Here is a 21,730-nt window from a genome sequence, read left to right on the forward strand (position 1 = left end):
CGGGCGACCTAGCGTCTTCCCAGCGGGAATACATAGCCCAGCGAGAACGTTGCCACCTGCTGGCTGACGTATTCTACCGGTTGGGGATCGGCGTCGGTTCCGAGGCTATAATTGTACCGTCCTTCGATCAGCAACCGGCCCGGACCGGCCGGAATGGATACGCCCAGGCCACCGGTTACACCGTATTCGAGCCGCGCATCGTCGCTGGTTAGCTTCTGTTTTTCGTCGGCCAGCGTCTCGCCATCCACGACAAACTTGTAGCGAGCATCCAGGCCGTAAGTCACATACGGCCCCGCATTCACGAAAAACCGGGTTTTGCGCCCGAAGGAAAGTTTCAGCAGCAGCGGAACTTCAATGGCGTTGGCAGAAGCCTGAAGCGAGAATTTCTGGCCTTCCACTTCCCCGGCAAATTTCGCCGACCGGCGCGTATACAGGATCTCCGGTTGAATTGAGAAGACGTTGCCAATCCCATAATTGATGACCAGCCCACCCGTAAAACCTGGAGCGGTTTCGGAGGCCCCACCAACGCCGTCCAGATCACCGCCCGGCGCATATTCGTTCAACAGCGCATTGACGCCCCCCCGAATACCGATCGACAAGCTCCGGCCCGAATACGCCGATTCGATTTTGACGCGGGCCGGTTTCTCCGGTTTGGCCACTTTCTCAGCCTTTGGCGCCTTTGCCGGTTTTTCGGCTTTCGCCTTTTTCGAACGTTTCGTCGCTTCTTTCGAAGCCATCTCGGGTTGCGGTTTGGTCTCCACAACGGTTTGCTGCGCCAGCATCGGTTCGGCTTCGGCCGTCGCCGTTGCGGATTCCACCGTCGTGGTCGTGGCTTTTGGAGCCGTTGCAACTGCCGGTTTCGGGGCCGGTTTCTTCGCTGCCGTGGCCGTGGTTTTCGGCTTAGCGGTGGTGGTTTTCTTTGGGGCCGCTGCCACCGGTTTCTTTTGTACGGCGGCAACCGGCTTGGCGGCCGTCGTCGGTTTGGGTTTGGGGGTCTGCGCTTCCGCCAGCAGGCCAACCGCCACCAGGCACATGGTGAATAGTGATGCTTTCATCGGGTGTTCAATCTTTATGTGTATCTGTTGTTACTGATGCTGCAAAATTAGATCCTTGAACAACGCCCCGAAAGAGAAGAACTACGCGTTTTTCGAGCGTAGTTTCCCTGTAGCATTTCACGACACAAAAAAAGGCAACCCGTTAGCCAGGTTGCCTTTTTTGTGATGATGAGTTATAAATTTTGTGATGATGAGTTATGAATGATGAACGATGAATGGGCTGACGCGCTAATATATATAATGCATCGGCTCATTCATCGTTCATCATTCATAACTCATCATTCTATTAAAACCGATCTTCGTCGTCATCATCATCGTCTTCGCCGAAGGCTGTGCCGGGGCTGAACATGCTGCCCAACAGGTCTTTGAACTGCTGACCGGTGTCCAGCGCCTTCTTGCCCACGAGTGAATATTCCGCCAGACCGTGCAGGGCGAACTCCATCATGAACAACTTCTCCTGTTTGCCCAAACGCGAATGCAACGAATCGACTACATCGTCCAGACCGTCGATGGCTTTCAGGCGGTTCTCGTAATCGCGGGTTGGCAGGTCGTTCAGGAAATCCATCACGTTACCGTCGCCAAACCAGTCGGTAATCTTTTTGTAAGGATTACCGCCCTTCTGTTTTTTGGCTTTTTCGGGATTCGGGAAATAATTCAGGAATTGCGTCCGAATGGCTTTCCCGATCAGGTTCTGGGCCACGATCACCGGGCCTTCCACTTCGCCTTCGTACACCAGTTCCACCTTTCCGCAAATCGCCGGAATCACACCGTACAAATCCGTAATCCGGACGTAGGTTTCCTTCTCGCTATTCAACAACGCCCGGCGTTCGGCGGCCGACAGCAGGTTTTCGAAAGCCGCAATGGTCAACCGCGCCGAAACCCCACTTTTCGAGTCAACATACTCACTGTCACGCGCTTCCAGGGCAATTTGCTCAATCAGATCCGCCACCAGGTCATTGGTTTTCACCATGCCTTTCTGCTCGGTTTTGACAATGGCTTCCTGCTGCGTAATCTTCTTCCCGATCTCCAGCGACTTCGGATAGTGGGTCACAATCTGGCTGTCGATCCGGTCTTTCAGGGGCGTCACGATGCTGCCCCGGTTGGTATAATCTTCCGGATTGGCCGTAAACACAAACTGAATATCAAGCGGTAAGCGCAGTTTGAAACCGCGAATCTGAATATCACCTTCCTGCAAAATATTGAAGAGCGACACCTGAATCCGGGCCTGCAAATCCGGTAATTCGTTGATCACAAAAATACACCGGTGCGAGCGCGGAATCAGACCGAAGTGAATAGTCCGTTCGTCCGAATACGGTAACTTCAAGGTTGCTGCTTTGATCGGATCGACGTCGCCGATGAGGTCGGCTACGGAAACATCAGGCGTCGCCAGTTTTTCGGTATAGCGATCGTTCCGGTGCAACCAGCTAACCGGCGTCGCATCGCCCTTTTCCGCCACCAGATCGTGGGCAAAACGGGAAAGCGGCACCAGCGGATCATCGTTCAGTTCCGACCCTTCCACAACCGGGATGTATTCGTCCAGCAGATTGACCATCAGCCGGGCAATCCGGGTTTTGGCCTGCCCGCGCAACCCCAGCAGATTGATGTGGTGCATCGACAGAATCGCCCGTTCGACATCCGGAATAACGGTATCTTCATAGCCCCAGATCCCCGGAAAAACGGTTTCTTTCGCCTTAATCTTCTCAATTAAGTTGTCACGAAGTTCTTGTTTGATGGACTTGGATTGGTAACCGGCAGCTTTCAGTTCGCCGAGGGTTTTTATTTTTACTAACTCTTTACTCTTCAGGGATGAATAGCTCATGAAATCGTTGTGAATATAAAAAAATGATTGTTGCCTTTACCGGAGTTCCCTTAAGTTTGAGTCCTTCGGATCATCGAGACTCTGTATGGTTTTTAATCCAACTTAAAATGCCGTTATACTCCAGACTGCCCTCGGCTATTTGGAGTATAAATTATAACGCTCTGGCTGGCGTTAATAAACAAATTATTTATCCGGAGTATGATCTCCATGAGTACATAACCCGTACGTTTGTTCCCATCGATAAAGGGATGGTTTTTTACAATGCTTTCGATAATTGCTGCTGCTTTCTCCAGGGGCGTCTTGTAAAATTCAGTATCACCAAAACCCGAGTATGGCCTTGCAATAGCTGAAAGCATGATACCTTCGTCACGAACCCCGTCACTCCCTCCAAAATCCTCAATTAGTCGACGATGAATCAGTAATACTTCATCTGTAGAAATCATTGAGCTAATCGTTGAAGTAATTCCCGGTTTTCGTTAATAATATCTTCAAGCAACACTCTGCGTTCGGGTAATAGTGCCGTTTCTTTTTGAAAAGAATCATCAGAGTCAATCACCTGTTCAATGATCTGCTTAGCCAGTGCACTAGCCGAAGGCAGATTCATCGCCTGGGCCTTTTCCTGCAATTTGGTTAAACGGCTGTCATCCAGCGAAATATTAATCATCGTCATACGTTCCGGTTATTTCATGTTTTTCCGGCGGTTGCGCTGGAAGTCTTCAAACATCATGTTTCCCAATCCCTGTAAACCGCTGTAATAGGCGCGGCCGTTGTTCACTCTCGTAAATTCGTGAACAAACTGCTTCAGATAGGGATCAGAGGCAATCATAAAGGTCGTAATCGGAATGTCGAGCCGTCGGCACTGGGCGGCCAGCGTCAGGGTTTTCGACACGATCTTGCGGTCCAGCCCGAAACTGTTTTTGTAATATTTAATGCCTTCTTTCAAACAGGTCGGTTTGCCGTCGGTAATCATGAAAATCTGTTTGTTCTTGTTCTTGCGTCGGCGCAGCAGATCCATCGCCAGTTCGAGCCCGGCCACGGTATTGGTGTGGTACGGCCCCACTTCCAGATACGGTAAATCCTTCACCTGAATCTGCCAGGCATCGTTGCCAAATACGATGATGTCCAGCGTGTCTTTGGGGTATTTCTGCTTCACCAGCTCCACCAGCGCCATGCCGACCTTTTTGGCGGGCGTAATGCGGTCTTCGCCGTAAAGAATCATCGAGTGGCTCACGTCGATCATCAACACCGTCGAGGTCTGGGTTTTCTGCTCTTTCTGCACCACCTCCAGATCGCGCTCCATCAGCGTAAACTCATTGACGCCACTGTTGATCTGGGCGTTGCGGATGGATTCGGTCATGGAAATCTGTTCGAGCGAGTCGCCAAACTGAAAATCGCGCAGATCGCTGCTCAGTTCGTCGCCCACGCCGGTAAACGGGGTGTGGTGGTTGCCGCCGGATTTCGAGCGTTTCAGTTTTCCGAAAATTTCTTCCAGCGCCGACTTGCGGATGGATTGTTCACTCTTGGCCGTCATCGCGAGCGTGCCTTCTTCGTTCTGCTCGGTCAGATACCCTTTTTCTTTCATCTCCTCGACAAAATTACCAATTCCGTATTTGTCGTCGGTCAAGTTATACCGCCGGTCGAGGTCGTTCAGATAGGCCAGCGCCTGCTCGACATTGCCCGACGTCATCAGCAACAATTGCTGGAAAATGTTGAGCAACTGGTCGAATTTACTGCCTTCTTTTTTTTCGGGCGGAATATAATTGGAGAATTGGAATCCTTTCATGAAATACGGTCGTTAGGTCAGCAGTTGGCGTTGATGAAAGAACAGCGCGCCCGCCGGATTTGTTCGCTTCCTGAAAATACGAAATTTTCGGCAATTCCACCACGACAAACAACCGCCAGTGGCCTCTATGCCCGGTTTTAGGGCCTTTACGACCGCAATCCTATGTTTTTCGTTTCGATTTCTTTGCTGTACACAACCTGCTTTTTCCCTATATTTGCGCTCCTTTTCCCTTCATCACCAATACAGCATCCGAATTGTTGATTCACTACGACCAACAATTCAATAATTCAATAATTTCCCACTGTATGAACGTATTGAAATTTGGCGGAACGTCGGTAAAGTCCGTTGAGAATATTAAAAAAGTCATTGCCATCATTCTTAACCACCGCCAGAACGGGGATACCATCGGAGCCGTCGTGTTGTCGGCCATGAGCGGGGTCACCAACCAGTTGATTGAAATCGGCCGGATGGCTGCCACCAACAACCCCGATTACCTGGAACTGATTCGGGGCATTGAAGACCGTCATTTCAACGTCATCAAGGGATTAATTCCGATTAAAGAACAAAGTAAGGTGTTCGGCAAAGTTCGCGGCACGGTCAACGAACTGGAGGATTTGCTGCGGGGCGTGTCGCTCATCCGCGAATTGTCGGACCGGACGATGGACCTGGTGATGAGCTTCGGCGAACGGCTCTCGTGTCTGGTCATCAGCGAATGCCTGAAAAGCAAAGGCGTTCCGACCCGGTTTTGCGACGCCCGCGAACTTATCAAAACCGACGCCCAGTTCAGCATGGCCGAGGTTGATGAAACGACGACCAACCAGTTGATTCGGGAGTATTTTTCAACCATTGGATCGGACTTGCCGATTGTTACCGGTTTTATCGGCTCCACGGCCCACAACGAAACCACCACGCTCGGCCGGGGCGGTTCCGATTACACGGCGTCGATTCTGGGGGCTGCCCTGAATGCCGATTTCATCGACATATGGACCGACGTCGACGGCATGATGACCGCCGATCCGCGCAAGGTGCCGAATGCGTTCAACATTCCGACCATTACGTACGCGGAAGCGATGGAACTGAGCCACTTCGGGGCCAAAGTGATTTACCCGCCCACGCTGCAACCGGCATTTTCCAGAAACATCCCGATCCGGATTCTGAATACCTTCAACGCCAGTCACGAAGGCACGGTGATCAGCCGTACTGCCGACCGGCGCGATTTTACGATTACCGGCATTTCGTCCATCGACGACATTGTGCTGGTTAATATCCAGGGCAGTGGGATGATCGGCGTCGCCGGGGTTTCGGCCAAGCTGTTCAGCACGCTGGCGCATTACAAAATCAGCGTCATTCTGATTTCGCAGGCTTCGTCGGAACACTCCATCTGTTTTGCCATCGAACCCCGCAACGCCGAGCGCGTCCGCGACATTCTGGAAGCGGAATTTGCGACCGAAATTGCCCACGGCCACGTCGATTACATCGGCATTGAAAAAGACCTGTCGATCATTGCCACGGTGGGCGAAGGCATGAAAAAGAGTTCGGGGATTGCCGGAAAGCTCTTTTCAGTTTTGGGCAAAAACGGGGTCAACATCATTGCCATTGCGCAGGGGTCGTCGGAAATCAACATTTCGGTGGTGATCAATAAGAACAACCTCTCGAAAGCGCTCAATGCGATGCACAACGTCTTTTTCCAGTCCGAAGCCCGGATTCTCAACCTCTATCTGGTTGGAGCGGGCCTGATCGGCCGTACGCTGCTGCAACAGATTGAATCCCAATACGCGTTTCTGCGGAACGAAAAGCTGCTCCGGATTTGCCTCGTTGGCGTGTCGAACACGAAGAAAATGCTGCTCGACCCCAAAGGCATCGACCTGACCACCTGGCAGGACCGGCTGGCCAACGAGGGCGTAACCACTTCCTTACCCGCTTTTGTCGAGAAGCTGAAAGATTATAACCTGCCCAACAGCGTGTTCATCGACTGTACGGCGGATAAAGACATTCCGTTGTTTTACGAACCGCTGCTCAACGCCAACGTGTCGATTGTTACCCCGAACAAGGTAGCCAATTCCGGGCCGTATGCCGAATACAAGCGGTTGCAGCGGGCGGCCGTTCGGCGGGGCGTCAAATTCCTGTATGAAACCAACGTGGGCGCGGGCTTGCCGATCATCAACACCTTGCAGGGACTGATGACGTCCGGCGACCGGTTTCTGAAAATCGAAGCCATTTTATCCGGGACTTTATCCTATATTTTCAACAATTTCAGACCCGGCGTTTCTTTTGCCACCATCGTAAAAGAAGCCAAGGAAAAAGGGTTTACCGAACCCGATCCGCGCGAAGACCTGAGTGGCATGGACGTGGGCCGGAAAATCCTGATTCTGGCCCGTGAAGCCGGTTTTGAACTGGAACCGTCCGACGTGACGATCAACAACCTGTTGCCCGAAAGCTGCATCACGGCACCGAGCATTCCGGCGTTTTTCGAGGAGCTGGAACGCAACCATGCGTATTTTGATAACCTGCTGCTGGGAGCGGAAGGCCGCAACGAAAAACTGCGGTATGTCGCTACGTTTGAAAATGGAAAAGTGACCATTGAACTGCGGTCGGTCGGATTCGATCATCCGTTTTATTCGCTTTCGGGTGCCGACAACATCATCTCGTTTACAACGGAGCGGTACAAAGAACGCCCGCTGGTGATCAAAGGCCCCGGTGCGGGCGCGGAAGTAACGGCCACGGGCGTGTTTGCCGATGTGGTCAGCATCGGAAGTTACCTGGCGTGAACCACACGCCCATTGAATTTGTATAGATAGACAAAAGATTGGGGTTGCCGTGGCAATCCCTTACAGACTGTGGATTCAATAAAAGTATTTGCCCCTGCGACCGTCGCGAATGTTGCCTGCGGTTTTGACATTTTCGGTTTTGCCGTCGATAGTCCCGGCGACGAAATCATTGTCCGGAAAAGCAATTTACCGGGCGTTCGAATTAAAGCCATCGTTGGCGATGAAGGCCGGTTGCCGAAGGAGGCCGAACGCAACACCGCCGGTATTGCCATTCAGACGTACCTGAAACACATCGAATCGGACCAGGGACTGGAACTGATTCTGCATAAAAAAATGCCGCTTGGCAGCGGTTTGGGTTCCAGCGCGGCCAGTGCCGTTGCGGGCGTGTTTGCCATCAATGAGTTGCTGGGCCGTCCGCTCAAGCAAATCGACCTCCTCCCCTTTGCCATGGAAGGCGAACGCCTGGCCTGTGGTTCGGCCCACGCCGACAATGTGGCACCGTCGCTGATGGGCGGTTTTGTGGTCATCCGGAGCTATAATCCGCTGGATATCATCACCATCAACACCCCGGCGCAACTCTTCGCCACCATCGTTCACCCGGAAATTGAAGTCAACACGAAAGACGCCCGGCACATTCTAAAAAATGAGGTGTCGATGAAAAACACCATCATCCAGATGGGCAACGTCGCCGGGCTGATTGCCGGACTGATGAAACCCGACTACGATCTGATTGGCCGTTCGATGGTCGACGTCATTATCGAACCGATTCGCGCCATCCTCATCCCCGAATTCAGCGAAGTAAAGCAAGCCGCACTCGATACCGGTGCCCTCGGTTGCAGCATTTCCGGCTCCGGCCCGTCCATGTTTGCCCTCAGCCGTGACCAGCCCACGGCGTTGCGGGTCGGCAACAGCATGCAGGCCGCCTTTCATTCGGTCGGAATCGGAAGCGAGTTGTATGTTTCCGGAATCAATCAGGAAGGGCCTAAAGTGCTTGGATAATTGCAAAATTGGAATAATATTTGCACATACAACCTTATCACTCCAGGTCAACCATCCGGGCCAGTCATTGTTGATTTTATGAATCCGTGATCCGGCTACATCCGCAAGGATTAACGGGTCAGTCGCTGCTATCCCAAACCGGGTATAGAGGGCTTTCCTGTCGCCTGTAGTGCTCAATGAAACGTGGAATCTTTTTTCAATGAGACATGATAAGAGCGCTACTGCTGATTCTTTTTCTTCCGCTTTTTGCTTTCAGCCAGCCCGTTATTGAAACCCGGCCCAGCCATTTCTTTGCAGAAATAGGCGGTTTTTATTCCTCCTCCCGGCAAACCCCATTCTGGCTACGAACCAATCAGTACGGTATTGTCCCCACCACCCTGCCGTATGCCACCGTTCGGGCGGGCGTTCGTCAGGACTACCGGTATTACCCCCTGACCGACATTACCTCGCCCCTCCGTCGGGATCGTTTTGGCATTGGCTACGGTTTTGAGGCTGTTTCTAATTTGGATGCTCAAACAAAAAAAACAATATTAATCCCTGAAGCGTACGTTAAAATTCGCGCCGGAGCCTTTGAAATCATGGCAGGACGTCGTCGCGAAGTGGTCGGTTTAGTCGATTCAACGCTCAGTTCGGGTTCGTATAGCTGGTCGGGGAACGCCCTGCCCCTGCCCAAAATCCAGATCAGCCTGCCCCACTATACACCCATTGGCTTTACCAAAGGGCTGCTTTCTTTCCGGGGCAATTTCGCCCACGGCTGGTTTGGTAGCCAGCGCAGGGTTCAGCATTATTTTCTCCACCAGAAATCGTTCTATGGACGGTTGGGAAAACCGCGCTGGCCCGTCAAATTCTACGCCGGTTTCAATCACCAGGCTCAATGGGGGGGCGTCACCGACCAGTTGCCGGAATCCATTGTCAAAAATGGTCATTTTCCCGCCAGCCTGCAGGACTACCTTTTCGTGACGGTGGGCAACAGCCTCGGTCGCCTGTCGGATGTCGACACAACCCATTACAGTAAATTCGACCGGGAAAACCGCGTTGGCAACCACCTGGGTACCATTGATATAGGAATAGAATTCAGTTCGCGCCGAACGTCTGTTTTGCTGTATCACCAGAGTGTCTACGAAGACGGTTCGCTCTATTACCTGACAAACCTCGAAGATGGCTTAACGGGCATCCGGTTCCGGAATTTGAAACCGGCTTCATTCGGTCTACGCATTACCGGTGCCGTTGTGGAGTTATTGTACACGAAAAGCCAGGGCGGGGGCGTATTTGACGATGGGAATAAATTTCGGGGAAAAGACAATTACTTCAACCACACGCAGTACCAGGACGGATGGTCGTATTTTGGTTACGGCATCGGCACGCCTTTTATCACGCCGGTGACCGACACCCGGCCGAACCTGTCTCCTTACGGTTTTTTCAGTAACAACCGCGTTCGGGTATACCACACTGGCATTCAGGGCAATTTCGCCCGAAACTGCCAGTTTCAGTTCAAATTTTCCTACAGTGAAAACTACGGCACCTACGATTTTCCATTCCCTGAAACCCTCCGGCAGTTTTCGTCCGTCATGTCACTCGATCTGCCGGTGAACCAGCGGGGACTGCTGGTCACGTTTTCCGCAGCCGCCGATCAGGGCGATTTGTTTGAAAACCGCAGTGGCGTCTATGCCGGAATCCGAAAAACGTGGGATTATTACAAATACCGGGTTCGGAAATAGTATACGGTTTTCGGTATACGGTGGCTGACGCGCTCCAAGTATGCGTCAGCCACCGTATACCGCATAAACCGTAAACCGGCTAATCTTCCGGAAAGGGAATGAAGATGAAACCCGCAAAGTCGCCGTCGACGACGAAGAGGCAGCAGTATTCGTCGGGATTTTTGTAACTCTCCTTGAACACATCAACCGACTCCTCCGCGACCAGTTTCCGCTGCACAAACTCATCGAGCAACGACGCCCGGTAGCTCCACGCATTGGCCGCCAGTTCGTTCGGCCCAAGCAGCAACTGACCAATATCGACCGGCCGACGGGATACGACAAAAATGGGATTTTCGGTAAATCCGCGTTTCCGAATGACGTACGACGCTTCACGCAGGGTTTCCGACACTTTCACAAAATCCGTCGAAACCGCACTCATCAGCTTCCGGTTGACATCCGGCGAATTGGCGTCGTCGAGCAGGAAGTTTTCGTTACTGTTGTTTATCATCTTTTTACGGTTTTCGGTTTTCAGTATACGGTTTTCGCCGGGCCGTCGCTACGGTTGGCTGACGCGGGCATAAAAGAATGCGTCGGCAAACCGTATATTGAAAACCGAAAACGTTAAACTTAAATTCTAGCCGCCAGCAACAGACTCAGGTCTTTATACCGCATGTTGAATTTTTTGGCGATGTAGGCGTTGGTTAACAAACCGTTATGACTGTAAACCCCCTTCATAAACCAGCGATTGGCAAACATCATTTCTTCAATGCCGCCGATGGTCCCCGTTTTCAGGAGAAAGGGCAGAAAAATATTACTCAGGGCCAGACTGGCCGTATGAGCCACCCGCGAAGCAATGTTCGGCACACAATAATGAATGACGTTCTGGTATTTATACGTCGGCTCTTTGTGCGTTGTCATTTTAGACGTTTCAAAGTTGCCGCCCTGATCGATGGAGACGTCGATAATCACCGCGTCGAGTTTCATGTGCGAAACCATCTCCTGCGTCACCACAATCGGACTTAAACCGTCTTCCGCCCGCATGGCCCCAATCACCACATCGGCCCGTTGAATGGCTTCCGAAAGCGTATCGGTTTCAATGATCGAGGTGTAAATATGTTGCCCAATGGCGTATTTCAACCGCTGGAGTTTGTAAATGTGTTTGTCGAAAATCTTGATTTCAGCACCCAGCCCCAGCGCCGTCCGGGCTGCGTATTCGGCCACGGTTCCGGCTCCGAGAATAACAACCTTTGTCGGCGGAACGCCCGTAATACCGCCCAGAATTACCCCCCGTCCGTTGTTGGCACTGCTGAGGTATTCGCCGGCAATCAGCATGACAGTGCTGCCCGCAATCTCGCTCATCGCCCGGATCACCGGCATCCCGCCCACTTTATCCTCGATGTATTCGTAGCCCAGCGCAGTGATTTTTTTGCTGTTCAGCCGCTCGAAGTATTTCTTCTCGTGATTGGGCAGGTTGACCGCCGAGATGAGGGTACTGCCGGTTTTGATGTAGTCAAATTCCTGCTCGACCAGCGGTTCCACCTTCAGAATCAGGTTCGCATCGTAGACCTCTTTGGCCGACGGCATAATTTGCGCCCCGGCTTCGCTGTAGTCGTTATCGGAGAATTTTGCGCCCGCGCCCGCGCCTTTTTCGATGAGAACGTCGTGGCCGTGGCGCACCAGAATGGTGACCGCTTCGGGCGTCAGGGCAATCCGGTTTTCCTGTAGGGAGACCTCTTTGGGCATCCCAATCATGAGACTGCCATTGTGCTTCTTAACAGCGGCAGGTGCTTCCTGCGGATAAAGTGCCGTTTGTTTTGCTAATTGTTCAAACCCAGTCACTATAAACAGGATTTATGAATTATGAACTGCCAATGACGCGTTCCCCGGTGGAGATGGATTCACCGAAAACCGCCCGAAAGCGTTGCGCCCCGTTGTTCTTAATCCGTCATTTTTGTCAATTGGTTTCCAGTATTCGTTCGCCTTCTTCCACCCGGAGGTGAAGGGTCCAGGCGTCGGGGGGTAACAAACCGGCAATTCGTTCCGGCCACTCGATGAAACAGCGTTCTCCCGAATCGATGTACTCTTCGAGACCACTGTCCAGGGCTTCTTCTTCATTGCGAAGCCGGTAACAATCAAAATGATAGACCGGTTCACCTGAATTGGTAACGTACTCATTCACAATCGAAAAGGTTGGACTTTGAACCGTGGTCTCAACGCCCAGCCGCCGACAGATCGCTTTAATCAAGGTCGTCTTTCCCGCACCCATCTCACCGTCGAACAGCCAGACCGAATGCGATCGCCCGGCGTCGATCAATTGTCCGGCAACGGCATCCAGTTCAGCAAGGCTTTGAAAGCGGAGAATCATTCTTTTTACCTAATTCCAATTTCAAAGATAATACTTTTCTTGGTCTCCTACAGACCGTTATTAAGCACGTAGGCAGGACAAATTTGACCGTTGGCTCAGTTTCTGTAGTTGACCTTCTGGACAAAATTAGTCATCTTCGGCCCTCAACTCTTGATTTGTCATTCGTATGTCCCGTACTATTCAGGTTGGATTAATCGGTTTCGGACTATCGGGCCGGTATTTTCACGCCCCATTCCTAACCGTTAACCCGCACTTCAAACTGGCCAAAGTGGTGGAACGTCACCGCAATGAGGCCGAAGCTTTCGACTCAAGCATTCAGACCGTCCGCAGCCACGCGGAGTTGCTGGCCGATCCGGCCATCGACCTCATCATTGTCGGCTCGCCCAACGACACCCACTTTCCCTACGCCAAAGCTGCCCTCGAAGCCGGAAAACACGTGTTGATTGAAAAACCGTTTGCCAACAGCCTCGAACAGGCCCGCGAATTGCTGGAACTGGCGAAACAGAAAGGGCTCGTGGCCATTCCGTACCAGAACCGGCGCTACGATGCCGATTTCCTGACCATTCAGCAGGTGCTGCGGGAAAATCAACTGGGCGACGTGGTAGAATACGAATGCCGCTACGACCGGTATCGGCCGGATATTCTGGATAGCTGGAAAGAAAAAGATCCCGAAGGCGGTGGAAACCTCTTCAATTTAGGCCCGCACCTCATCGACCAGGCCGTGGCGCTGTTTGGTGTGCCACAAGCTGTTTCGGGCGATGTTCGCATCATTCGGAAAGGCGGTATACTGGACGATTATTTTGACGTGAAGCTATTTTATGCCGACAAACGCGTCATTCTGAAATCGTCGATGCTGGCGGTCGATAACAGCCTGCGTTACATCATTCACGGCACCAAAGGTTCTTTTATCAAACACGGCCTGGACATTCAGGAAGAAACCCAGCGCAAAAATATTCTGCCAGACACCCCGGACTGGGGCGCCGAACCCGAAAGCCAGTACGGCACGCTCACTACCCCCAACGGTCGGTTTACGTTCCCGAGCCAGCCGGGCAATTACCACCATTTTTACGACAACCTGTACCGGGCCATCGTCGGTGAGATTCCGCAGGAAGTAACCCCGGAACAAGCCCTTGCGGTCATGCGGATTATCGAGTTGGCCGGGGAAAGCAGCCGGACGAAGGCGGTTTTGGAATTTTAATAGAACCACAGACGGCGCGAAGATACCTTTAAATGAAAAAGAGCCAGGATTTGATTCTGGCTCTTTTCGCATGATGACAGTTATACCCGAAATAAACCGATCACTCCAGATTCAAATCCGTCATCACCGACTGGACTTTCTTCTTCAACTGGTCGTACACCGCATCGAACTCTTCCTTGCTTTTCAGGGGTTCGTTGACGCTCACGTAAAATTTAATTTTCGGCTCGGTTCCCGATGGGCGGGCGGACACTTTCGTTCCGTCGGCGGTGAAGAACTGCAACACGTTTGACGACTCGATACCCATTTTCCCGGCTTCAATGGCGGTTTTTTCGCCAGTAGTCAGATCGGTTCGCTCCAGACTCGCGTAATCATCGACGCGCAAAACCGGTGACCCAGCAATCTGTTTCGGCGGATTGGCCCGGAAGTCGGCCATCATCTGCTGGATTTCTTCGGCCCCGGTTTTTCCTTTTTTGGTCAGCGAGATCAGTCCTTCGTAATAAAAACCGAATTTCTGATACATCTCCATCAGCAAGTCGAACAGACTCAGCCCTTTGTCTTTGGCATAAGCCGTCAACTCGGCAATCATGGCGCAGGAAGCAATGGCGTCTTTATCCCGGACAAAATCCCCGATCAGGTAGCCGTAGCTTTCTTCACCCCCACCGATAAACTGCTGCTGGCCTTCCAGTTCGCGGATAATCTGCGCGATGTATTTAAAACCGGTCAGCGTATTGTAGCAGAAAACGCCGTATTGATCGCACATCTTGTCGATGAGGTCGGTCGTTACGATGGTTTTGGCAACAAACTCTTTGCCGGTCAGTTTGCCGTTGTCTTTCCAGGCCTGGAGCAAATAATAGATGATCAGGCTGGCCATCTGGTTGCCATTCAGCAACTCGAACTGACCATGGTGGTTGCGGGCACCCGAACCCACGCGGTCGGCATCGGGGTCGGTGGCCATGATCAGATCCGCGTTGATCGCTTCGGCTTTTTCCAGCGCCAGCCGCATGGCATCGCGTTCTTCGGGGTTCGGCGATTTCACCGTCGGGAAGTTGCCATCCGGCTCGGCCTGCTCCTCCACGATGTTCACGTTGGTAAAACCGAGGGCTTTCAGCACGCGCGGAACCAGCGTAATACCCGTCCCGTGGATGGGCGTAAAAACGATATTCAGGTCCTTCTGCCGCGCAATCACATCCGGATTGATGGAGTTCGACTTGATCCGTTCGACGTACACACTGTCGATTTCTTCGTCGATCAGGTGAATCTTCTCCGGTACCCCTTCAAATTTCACATCGTCAATCGACGTGATTTTATTGACTTCGGTGATGATGTTTTTATCGTGGGGTGCCACCACCTGCCCGCCGTCGTTCCAGTACGCTTTGTAGCCGTTGTATTCCGGCGGGTTGTGCGACGCCGTAACAACGATCCCGCTCTGACAACCCAACTGGCGAATGGCAAACGACAGCTCCGGCGTGGGGCGCAGCGCGCTGAATAAGTACACTTCGATGCCGTTGGCCGAGAAAATATCCGCCACAATCCGGGCAAACTCCGGGCTCATCCGGCGGCTGTCGTGGGCAATCGCTACTTTAATGTCAATGTCGGGAAAAGCCGCATTCAGGTAATTCGCCAGCCCCTGCGTGGCCGCGCCGACCGTGTAGCGGTTCATGCGGTTGGAACCCACGCCGATGACGCCCCGCAAACCGCCGGTACCAAATTCCAGGTTTTTATAGAACGAATCGGTCAGTTCGGTCGATTCGCCGTTGTCCAGCAATTTTTGAATTGCCGCTTTGGTTTCGGAGTCATAATTGCCGTTGAGCCAATGGTCGATGGTAGCCTGGGTTGCAGAATCAATTGCAGTTGTCATAAAAAATGAGTGTTTGAATCGGTTGCCAATTTACAGTTCTAAATGACGTAGTCAAATCCTTTTGGTAAAAGGTTTTAAAACCGTAAAAGGTTGGACAAAACAGGCCCGAAACAGACCTCCTCTATTTCCAGCCGCCACCCAAGGCCCGGTACGCATTGACCATGGCGTTCATTTGCCGCATCCGCGTTTCAATCAGCTCCATTCTGGATTCCAGCACATCCCGTTGCGTCAGCAACACTTCCATGTAATCAGCTCGTGCTGAAGTAAATAGCCGAAGAGAAATGTTAGTCGACTGGGTCAGTGCCTGCACCTGGTTATTTTTGGTACTGTAACTTTTTTCCAGGTTATCGATGGCCGAGAACTGATTGGCGACTTCGATGTAGGCATTCAAAACCGTTTTTTCGTACTGATAAACGGCCTGAATTTGCTTCGCATTCGCATTCTTGTACATCGCCGTAATGGCATTCTTGTTGATGACCGGACCCACCAGATCCCCGATCAGCGACGCAATCAATGATTCCGGTGTATTCACCAGATAGATCGGATTGAAAGCCATCAGACCCAGCGAAGCGGAAAGATGCAGGGAGGGATAAAAGTTGGCCCGGGCCACACTGACATCGAGTTTGGCAGCCTCCAACTGGTGTTCGGCCTGTCTGATATCGGGCCGGTTTTCCAGCAATTGCGAGGGTGCGCCCGCATACATTTTCGTCGGGTTTAAGTCGCCAAAATTCACAGAACTTCGCTGAATCCGCTGCGGAAACCGGCCCACGAGGAAATTAATCCGGTTTTCCGTTTCAACAATCTTTTGCTGAACGTCATACTGAAGATTCTGCGTTTTATACACCTCGGCCTCAAACCGGCGAACCGCCAGTTCGGTCACCTTGGCCGCTTCTTTCTGCTGCTTGATGATCGACAGGGCATTGGTCAGAATATCGATGTTTCGCTTGATGATTTCCAACTGATTATCATACGCCATCAGCTCATAATACGAGTTGGCGATCTCGGCCACCAGATTGGTCACCTGGAAATTCCGGCCTTCAATGGACGCCAGATAGTTGAAAACCGCTACTTTCCGGGCGTTCCGCAGTTTATGCCAGATATCGACTTCCCAACTGGCAAAGGCACCGACGTAGGTATTTGGTAACACATCGGGCGTGTGCCGACCCGGTTTTATATCGGTTACGGCATCAGCGGCCCCCTGGCTGGTGTAGCGGGAAACCTTTTCGACGCCGGAACCCCCACCCACCGTAACGAACGGCAGATACTCTCCTTTGCGGGCCATGATTTCGTTGTTGGACACCGCAATTTCCTGAAGCGTGATGTTTAATTCCTGGTTGTTATACAGGGCCGTATCGATCAGAGCCGCCAGATTGGGGTCGGTAAAATACGCCTTCCAGCTTGTCTTTGCTGTGTTGGTCGAGTCCGACGCGTTATTAAAACGCGTCGGTACGGTTTTATTTTCGGCTTTCGGAACCAGGCGGGGAACGCTACAACCGCTCGTGAGCAGGGTAAGAATCGTTATTCCTACGCAGGCTACTCGTTGTCTATTTCTCATTGATTTCACTTTCTTCAGGTTGTGGAAACTGGTCTACGGAATGGACGAATACATCGGTCAGCGAATCTTCTTCTTCCCCTTTAATCAGCTTCCGGCCATCGGCCAGATTGCCGAATATAAAGTACAGTCCGGGGATGATGATGACCCCGAAAATGGTTCCGAATAACATCCCACCCATCGCTGAGGCTCCAATCGTCCGGTTTCCAATTGCTCCGGCACCGGTCGCGCTGATCAACGGGATCAGGCCGGCCACAAAGGCGAAGGAAGTCATCAGAATCGGGCGGAAACGAACCCTGGCACCTTCTATGGCTGCGTTCAGAATGGTTTCGCCCTGCTGCCGCTTCTGAACGGCGAATTCGACGATCAGTACGGCGTTTTTACCCAACAGACCGACCAGCATGATGAGCCCGATCTGGGCGTAGATGTTGTTTTCCAGCCCCATCAGTTTGAGCAGCAAAAACGACCCGAAGACCCCCACCGGCAGCGAGAACACGACAGCCAGCGGAATGATGAAACTTTCGTACTGCGCGGCCAGCACAAAATAGACGAAGGCCAACACAATCAGGAACACGTACAGCGACTCATTGCCCCGGCTCGCTTCATCGTAGGAAAGACCCTCAAAAGCAATGTCATACCCCCTGGGCAAGGTCTTGGCGGCCACTTCCCGGATGGCCTGAATGGCATCGGCGGTGGTGTAGCCGTTGGCCGGAAGACCCTGAATGGCGGCTGAATTATAAAGATTGAACCGGGTAATTTCATTGGGGCCCTGGCCTTTTTTAAGCTTCATGAAGGCCGAGTAAGGCACCATTTCGCCCGCGTCGTTTTTGACAAAAAGCTTCAACAAATCGGTTGGAAGCCGTCGGTACAACGGATCAGACTGCACATAAACCTTGAAGAACTGGTTAAACTTGATAAACCCCTGCTCGTAGGTACTGCCGATCATGATGTTGAGGTTGTCCATCGCTTTGCCGATCGACACGCCTTTTTGCATGGCCAGTTTGTTGTCGATCTCCAGTTCGTATTGCGGATAGTTCGCGGCAAAGAAGGTGAACAAGCCGGTCAGCTCTTTCCGCTTGCCCAGGTTATCCATGAATTCCTTGTTAATTTTATCAAACTCACGGTAATCCGTATCGGTGGTTTTGTCCAGTAAGCGCATGGAAAAACCGCCGGACGTACCGAAGCCGGGGATGGCCGGTGGTTCAAAGAACTCGACCACGGCCCCAAGCCCCCTCGTTTTCCCTTCCAGTTCTTCCATGATTTCCTTCACGTTTTTCTCGCGGTCCGACCACGGTTTCAGGTTGATCAGACAGGTTCCGGCGTTGGAGCCGCGTCCTTCGGTCATAATCTCGTAACCGGCCAATGAAGACACCGATTCGATGCCCGGAACTTCTTCGCAAATTTTCTGAAGCCGCCGGGAAACCTCGTTGGTTTTTTCCAGGGTCGAACCGGGTGGTGTCTGGATAATCGCGTAAATCGTACTCTGGTCTTCGTTCGGAATAAAACCGGCGGGCAGAATTTTATTTACGTAGAGTATTCCAAAACAGAAAGCCAATAACACGCCCCAGGTAACCACTCTCCGGCCGACGATTGATTTTAACAGGCCCACGTATCGCCCGGTCACTTTATCAAAGCCCCGGTTGAAACTGTCGAGGGCTTTGGTGAGCAGATTTTTCTTCCGGGCGGGCTGTCCGTGATGGTTTTTCAGCAACATGGCGCACAAAACCGGGGTAAGCGTCAGGGCGATCAGGGCTGAAATGACAATGGAACTGGCCATCGTGATGGAGAACTGCCGGTAAAAAGTCCCCACCGGACCCGACATGAAGGAGATGGGCAGGAATACCGACACCATGACCGCCGTGATGGCGATAATCGCCCCGCTAATCTCACCAAGCACCTTTTTAACTGCGGCAAACGGGGATAGATGCGGTTCTTCTTCCATTTTGGCGTGAACCGCTTCCACCACCACAATCGCGTCATCCACCACAATACCGATGGCCAGCACCAGGGCGAAGAGCGTTATCAGGTTGATGGAAAGTCCAAACGCCTGAATCACAAAGAACGCCCCGATCAGGGAAACCGGAACGGCCAGAATCGGGATCAGGGTCGAACGCCAGTCACCCAGAAAGATGAAAACAACCAGCGCAACCAGAATAAACGCGTCCCGCAGCGTATCGATGACCTGCTCGATGGACGCGTCCAGAAAGTTAGACACATCATAGCTGATTTTGTAATCCACACCCGGCGGAAAGGATTCTTTCATGACGTCGAGCTTCTCTTTTACCTCCTCAATAACCTCACTGGCATTGCTCCCGTAGTTTTGCCGCAACACAATGGCGGCCGATGGCTTGCCATCCAGGTTGGAGTAAATATCAAAGAACTCACTTCCCAATTCAACCTTGGCGATGTCCTTCAGGTGGATGCTTTCACCGGCTGAATTGGCCCGGATGATGATGTCTTCGTACTCCTTGGGGTCGCTATACCGTCCTTTATACGTGAGCACGTATTCCAGCGACTGGGCCGCAATACCGGAACTCTGCCCGATCCGGCCCGGTCGGCCGATGATGCTTTGCTCCCCGATGGCCTTCATCACTTCTTCGGTGGAAATCTTATAGGCCCGCATGCGGTCCGGGTTGAGCCAGATGCGCATTGCATACCGCCGACTCCCCAATATCTGCGCCCGGGCGACCCCCTTGGTCCGCTGAATTTCGGGGATCATTTTAACGGTCGCGTAGTTGAACAGGAATTTCTCGTCGATGCTTTTATCCTTGGAATAAAGGTTAACGTACATCAACATACTGGGCTGGACCGGCGAAATAATAACTCCTTCCCGCTGAACCAGCTCGGGCAGAAGCGGCATGACCTGATCCACCCGGGTTTTCACCCGGATAACGGCGACGTTGGGGTCCGTCCCCGGTTCAAAAATAATCCGGAGCGTCGCTTCCCCGGCACTGGTGGCGTCGGTCGCGATATACCGCATATCCTGGACACCGTTGATGGCCTGTTCCAGCGTAATCAGCGTGGATTTCACCAGGACATCGGCACTGGAACCGGGATACGCAATGAAGATATTGACGGTGGTGGGGGCAATATCCGGGAATTGGGAAATCGGTAACTTCTCAATAGCCAGGATGCCGATGAAGACGATCATGATCGAAATCACAATCGCAAATACGGGTCTGCGGATGAATTGATTGAACATATCTTTGCAGGTTGAAAAACCGGTTTATTCGGCGTAGAGGCTTAACTTGGACAAAACCGAATCAGGCTGCACGAAGGTGTAGTGGATTTTTTCGTTTTCTTTGACCTGACGCAAGCCTTCCAGCAGGATTTTATCGTCTTTGGTCAGACCGGATTTAACCACAAAAATGTGGGGCATTTCCGCAGCTATGGTAATTTCCCGGGACCGGATCTTGCCTTCTTTATCCACCAGATAGACATATTTCTTGTCCAGAACTTCGAAAGTGGCTTTCTGCGGGATAATCAGGGCGTTTTTAAGCGGCAAGGTCATCTGGATGTTCCCGGTTTCGCCGTGCCGAAGCAGCCCTTTTGGGTTGGGGAAAGTGGCCCGGAAAGCGATATTTCCCGTTTCGTTGTTAAAATCCGCTTCGATGGTTTGAACCACGCCGGGATAATCAAACACTTGCTGATTGGCCATTAACAGGTTCACATTCTTCAGATTTTCCTGCTGGGCGTGGGTTTTGTAATTCAGGTATTCCGCTTCCGGCACATTGAAATACACCCACATTTTGCTGTTGTCAGACAGCGTTGTGAGCAAATCACCCTCGTCGACGAGGCTTCCCAGCCGCACCTGGAAGTGGTCCATGATGCCATCAAAAGGCGCTCTCACTTCCGTAAAACCGAGGTGAATCTGCGCAACGGTGACTTCTGCTTTGGCCTTGTCTAACTTGGCTTTGGCCAGGGCCAGCTCGTTTTTCGAAACGATGTTGCTGTCGGCCAGCGATTTGGTATTTTTGTATTCCACCTCCACGAAATTGGCTTCGGCCTGGGCTTTCTGGAGTTCTGCCTGGTATTGGATCGGCAGAATCTGAAACATGAGCTGCCCTTTTTTAACCGCCTGCCCTTCGTCCACAAAGATTTTTTGCAGATAACCCCGTTCCAACGCCCGCAATTCGATGTGCTGGATGGAATGAATCTGGGAGACGTATTCATTCGTGACGGTCGTATCGGTTTTTAAAGGACTGGTCACCAGATACTTGGTTTCTTCCTCCTTTTCTTCTTTTTTCTCGGAACAGCCTGCCACACCCACCAGGGCACACAAACTCACGAGCATCAATAATTTATTCATAAGGATCTATTTTTTCACGTTACTGGTTTGAAGGGGATGCTGAGGGGGGGGGATCTGACCCGGCGGTGCGTTGGGGCCTTGTGCCAATTGCCGAATCAGGCTGTCTTTCTGCTGGTTGGTCCGTTTGCAGTCCAAAAGCTGCTGTTGCCAAACCACCAGATCGACCGGAGGAATCGAGTTGCCTAATTCATACTCATAAATCATTCGCTGGCGACTTTGCTCATACAGCAGAAAGCCATTGAACACCAGAGAGAGCGCCAGGGCCAGTCCAAAGCCGTAAAGCAAAATCGAGGGGAAAGTCCGGCGCTGCATCGCTTGTGTCTCTAG

The 21,730-nt window shown here is 52.0% G+C and carries 17 protein-coding genes; 4 read left to right on the top strand and 13 right to left on the bottom strand.

What is annotated here, in order from left to right; translation table 11 throughout:
• Positions 1-8 precede the first annotated feature (8 nt).
• The 5 genes from FH871_RS20940 to FH871_RS20960 all read right to left on the bottom strand — a co-directional run bounded on the left by FH871_RS20940 (position 9) and on the right by FH871_RS20960 (position 4,657).
• Entirely contained in the window at positions 9-1,055 is a 1,047-nt protein-coding gene (locus FH871_RS20940; protein ID WP_138993312.1) for a porin family protein, read from the bottom strand.
• Between the two features lie 286 nt (positions 1,056-1,341).
• On the bottom strand, positions 1,342-2,874 hold the full coding sequence (locus FH871_RS20945) for a magnesium chelatase (RefSeq protein WP_138993313.1): 1,533 nt from the start codon (positions 2,872-2,874) through the stop codon (positions 1,342-1,344).
• A 113-nt stretch (positions 2,875-2,987) separates the two neighbouring features.
• The gene (locus FH871_RS20950; RefSeq protein WP_138993314.1) at positions 2,988-3,317 is read right to left on the bottom strand and encodes a type II toxin-antitoxin system death-on-curing family toxin; all 330 of its coding nucleotides are present in this window, start codon (positions 3,315-3,317) and stop codon (positions 2,988-2,990) included.
• Positions 3,314-3,538 (bottom strand): hypothetical protein, encoded by a 225-nt coding sequence (locus tag FH871_RS20955; RefSeq protein WP_138993315.1) that lies wholly within the window; start codon positions 3,536-3,538, stop codon positions 3,314-3,316. Before FH871_RS20955 ends, FH871_RS20950 begins: the two co-directional genes overlap by 4 nt.
• A gap of 15 nt (positions 3,539-3,553) precedes the next feature.
• Positions 3,554-4,657 carry a VWA domain-containing protein gene (locus FH871_RS20960; protein WP_138993316.1) on the bottom strand — a complete coding sequence of 368 codons (1,104 nt, stop codon included), beginning with the start codon at positions 4,655-4,657 and terminating at the stop codon, positions 3,554-3,556.
• A 305-nt stretch (positions 4,658-4,962) separates the two neighbouring features.
• Here FH871_RS20960 and thrA point away from each other — a divergent pair, with 305 nt between their 5' ends.
• The 3 genes from thrA (at position 4,963) to FH871_RS20975 (ending at position 10,142) form a co-directional block, all read left to right on the top strand.
• Entirely contained in the window at positions 4,963-7,425 is a 2,463-nt protein-coding gene (thrA, locus tag FH871_RS20965) for a bifunctional aspartate kinase/homoserine dehydrogenase I (RefSeq protein ID WP_138993317.1), read from the top strand.
• Positions 7,426-7,494: 69 nt separating this feature from the next.
• Entirely contained in the window at positions 7,495-8,424 is a 930-nt protein-coding gene (locus FH871_RS20970) for a homoserine kinase (RefSeq protein WP_138993318.1), read from the top strand.
• Positions 8,425-8,630: 206 nt separating this feature from the next.
• Complete coding sequence (locus tag FH871_RS20975) at positions 8,631-10,142, top strand: capsule assembly Wzi family protein (protein WP_138993319.1); 1,512 nt, start codon at positions 8,631-8,633, stop codon at positions 10,140-10,142.
• Between the two features lie 79 nt (positions 10,143-10,221).
• On the opposite strand, the gene FH871_RS20980 is transcribed toward FH871_RS20975, so the two are convergent.
• The 3 genes from FH871_RS20980 to tsaE form a co-directional block, all read right to left on the bottom strand.
• Positions 10,222-10,629: a hypothetical protein gene (locus FH871_RS20980; RefSeq protein WP_114409096.1), complete on the bottom strand. Its 408-nt coding sequence runs from the start codon at positions 10,627-10,629 to the stop codon at positions 10,222-10,224.
• A gap of 119 nt (positions 10,630-10,748) precedes the next feature.
• The gene (locus tag FH871_RS20985) at positions 10,749-11,960 is read right to left on the bottom strand and encodes an alanine dehydrogenase (protein ID WP_138993320.1); all 1,212 of its coding nucleotides are present in this window, start codon (positions 11,958-11,960) and stop codon (positions 10,749-10,751) included.
• A gap of 115 nt (positions 11,961-12,075) precedes the next feature.
• Positions 12,076-12,486 carry a tRNA (adenosine(37)-N6)-threonylcarbamoyltransferase complex ATPase subunit type 1 TsaE gene (gene tsaE, locus FH871_RS20990; RefSeq protein WP_138993321.1) on the bottom strand — a complete coding sequence of 137 codons (411 nt, stop codon included), beginning with the start codon at positions 12,484-12,486 and terminating at the stop codon, positions 12,076-12,078.
• 166 nt (positions 12,487-12,652) lie between these two features.
• On the opposite strand from tsaE, the gene FH871_RS20995 reads away from it, so the two are divergent.
• A complete protein-coding gene (locus FH871_RS20995) occupies positions 12,653-13,684 on the top strand; it encodes an oxidoreductase (RefSeq protein WP_138993322.1) in 1,032 nt (343 codons plus the stop codon).
• Between the two features lie 100 nt (positions 13,685-13,784).
• Here FH871_RS20995 and FH871_RS21000 read toward each other — a convergent pair whose 3' ends face one another.
• The 5 genes from FH871_RS21000 to FH871_RS21020 form a co-directional block, all read right to left on the bottom strand.
• Positions 13,785-15,542: a phospho-sugar mutase gene (locus FH871_RS21000; protein ID WP_138993323.1), complete on the bottom strand. Its 1,758-nt coding sequence runs from the start codon at positions 15,540-15,542 to the stop codon at positions 13,785-13,787.
• A gap of 121 nt (positions 15,543-15,663) precedes the next feature.
• Positions 15,664-17,097: a TolC family protein gene (locus tag FH871_RS21005; RefSeq protein ID WP_138993324.1), complete on the bottom strand. Its 1,434-nt coding sequence runs from the start codon at positions 17,095-17,097 to the stop codon at positions 15,664-15,666.
• Positions 17,087-20,296, bottom strand: coding sequence for an efflux RND transporter permease subunit (locus tag FH871_RS21010; RefSeq protein ID WP_138993325.1), 3,210 nt, complete (start codon positions 20,294-20,296; stop codon positions 17,087-17,089). The genes FH871_RS21005 and FH871_RS21010 overlap by 11 nt, the downstream gene beginning before the upstream one ends.
• Positions 20,297-20,320: 24 nt before the next feature.
• The gene (locus FH871_RS21015) at positions 20,321-21,403 is read right to left on the bottom strand and encodes an efflux RND transporter periplasmic adaptor subunit (protein WP_138993326.1); all 1,083 of its coding nucleotides are present in this window, start codon (positions 21,401-21,403) and stop codon (positions 20,321-20,323) included.
• A 6-nt stretch (positions 21,404-21,409) separates the two neighbouring features.
• Positions 21,410-21,715, bottom strand: coding sequence for a hypothetical protein (locus tag FH871_RS21020; RefSeq protein WP_138993327.1), 306 nt, complete (start codon positions 21,713-21,715; stop codon positions 21,410-21,412).
• Positions 21,716-21,730: the final 15 nt, after the last annotated feature.

Origin of the sequence: Larkinella sp. C7, assembly GCF_006149005.1 — a bacterium.
GTDB lineage: Bacteria > Bacteroidota > Bacteroidia > Cytophagales > Spirosomataceae > Larkinella.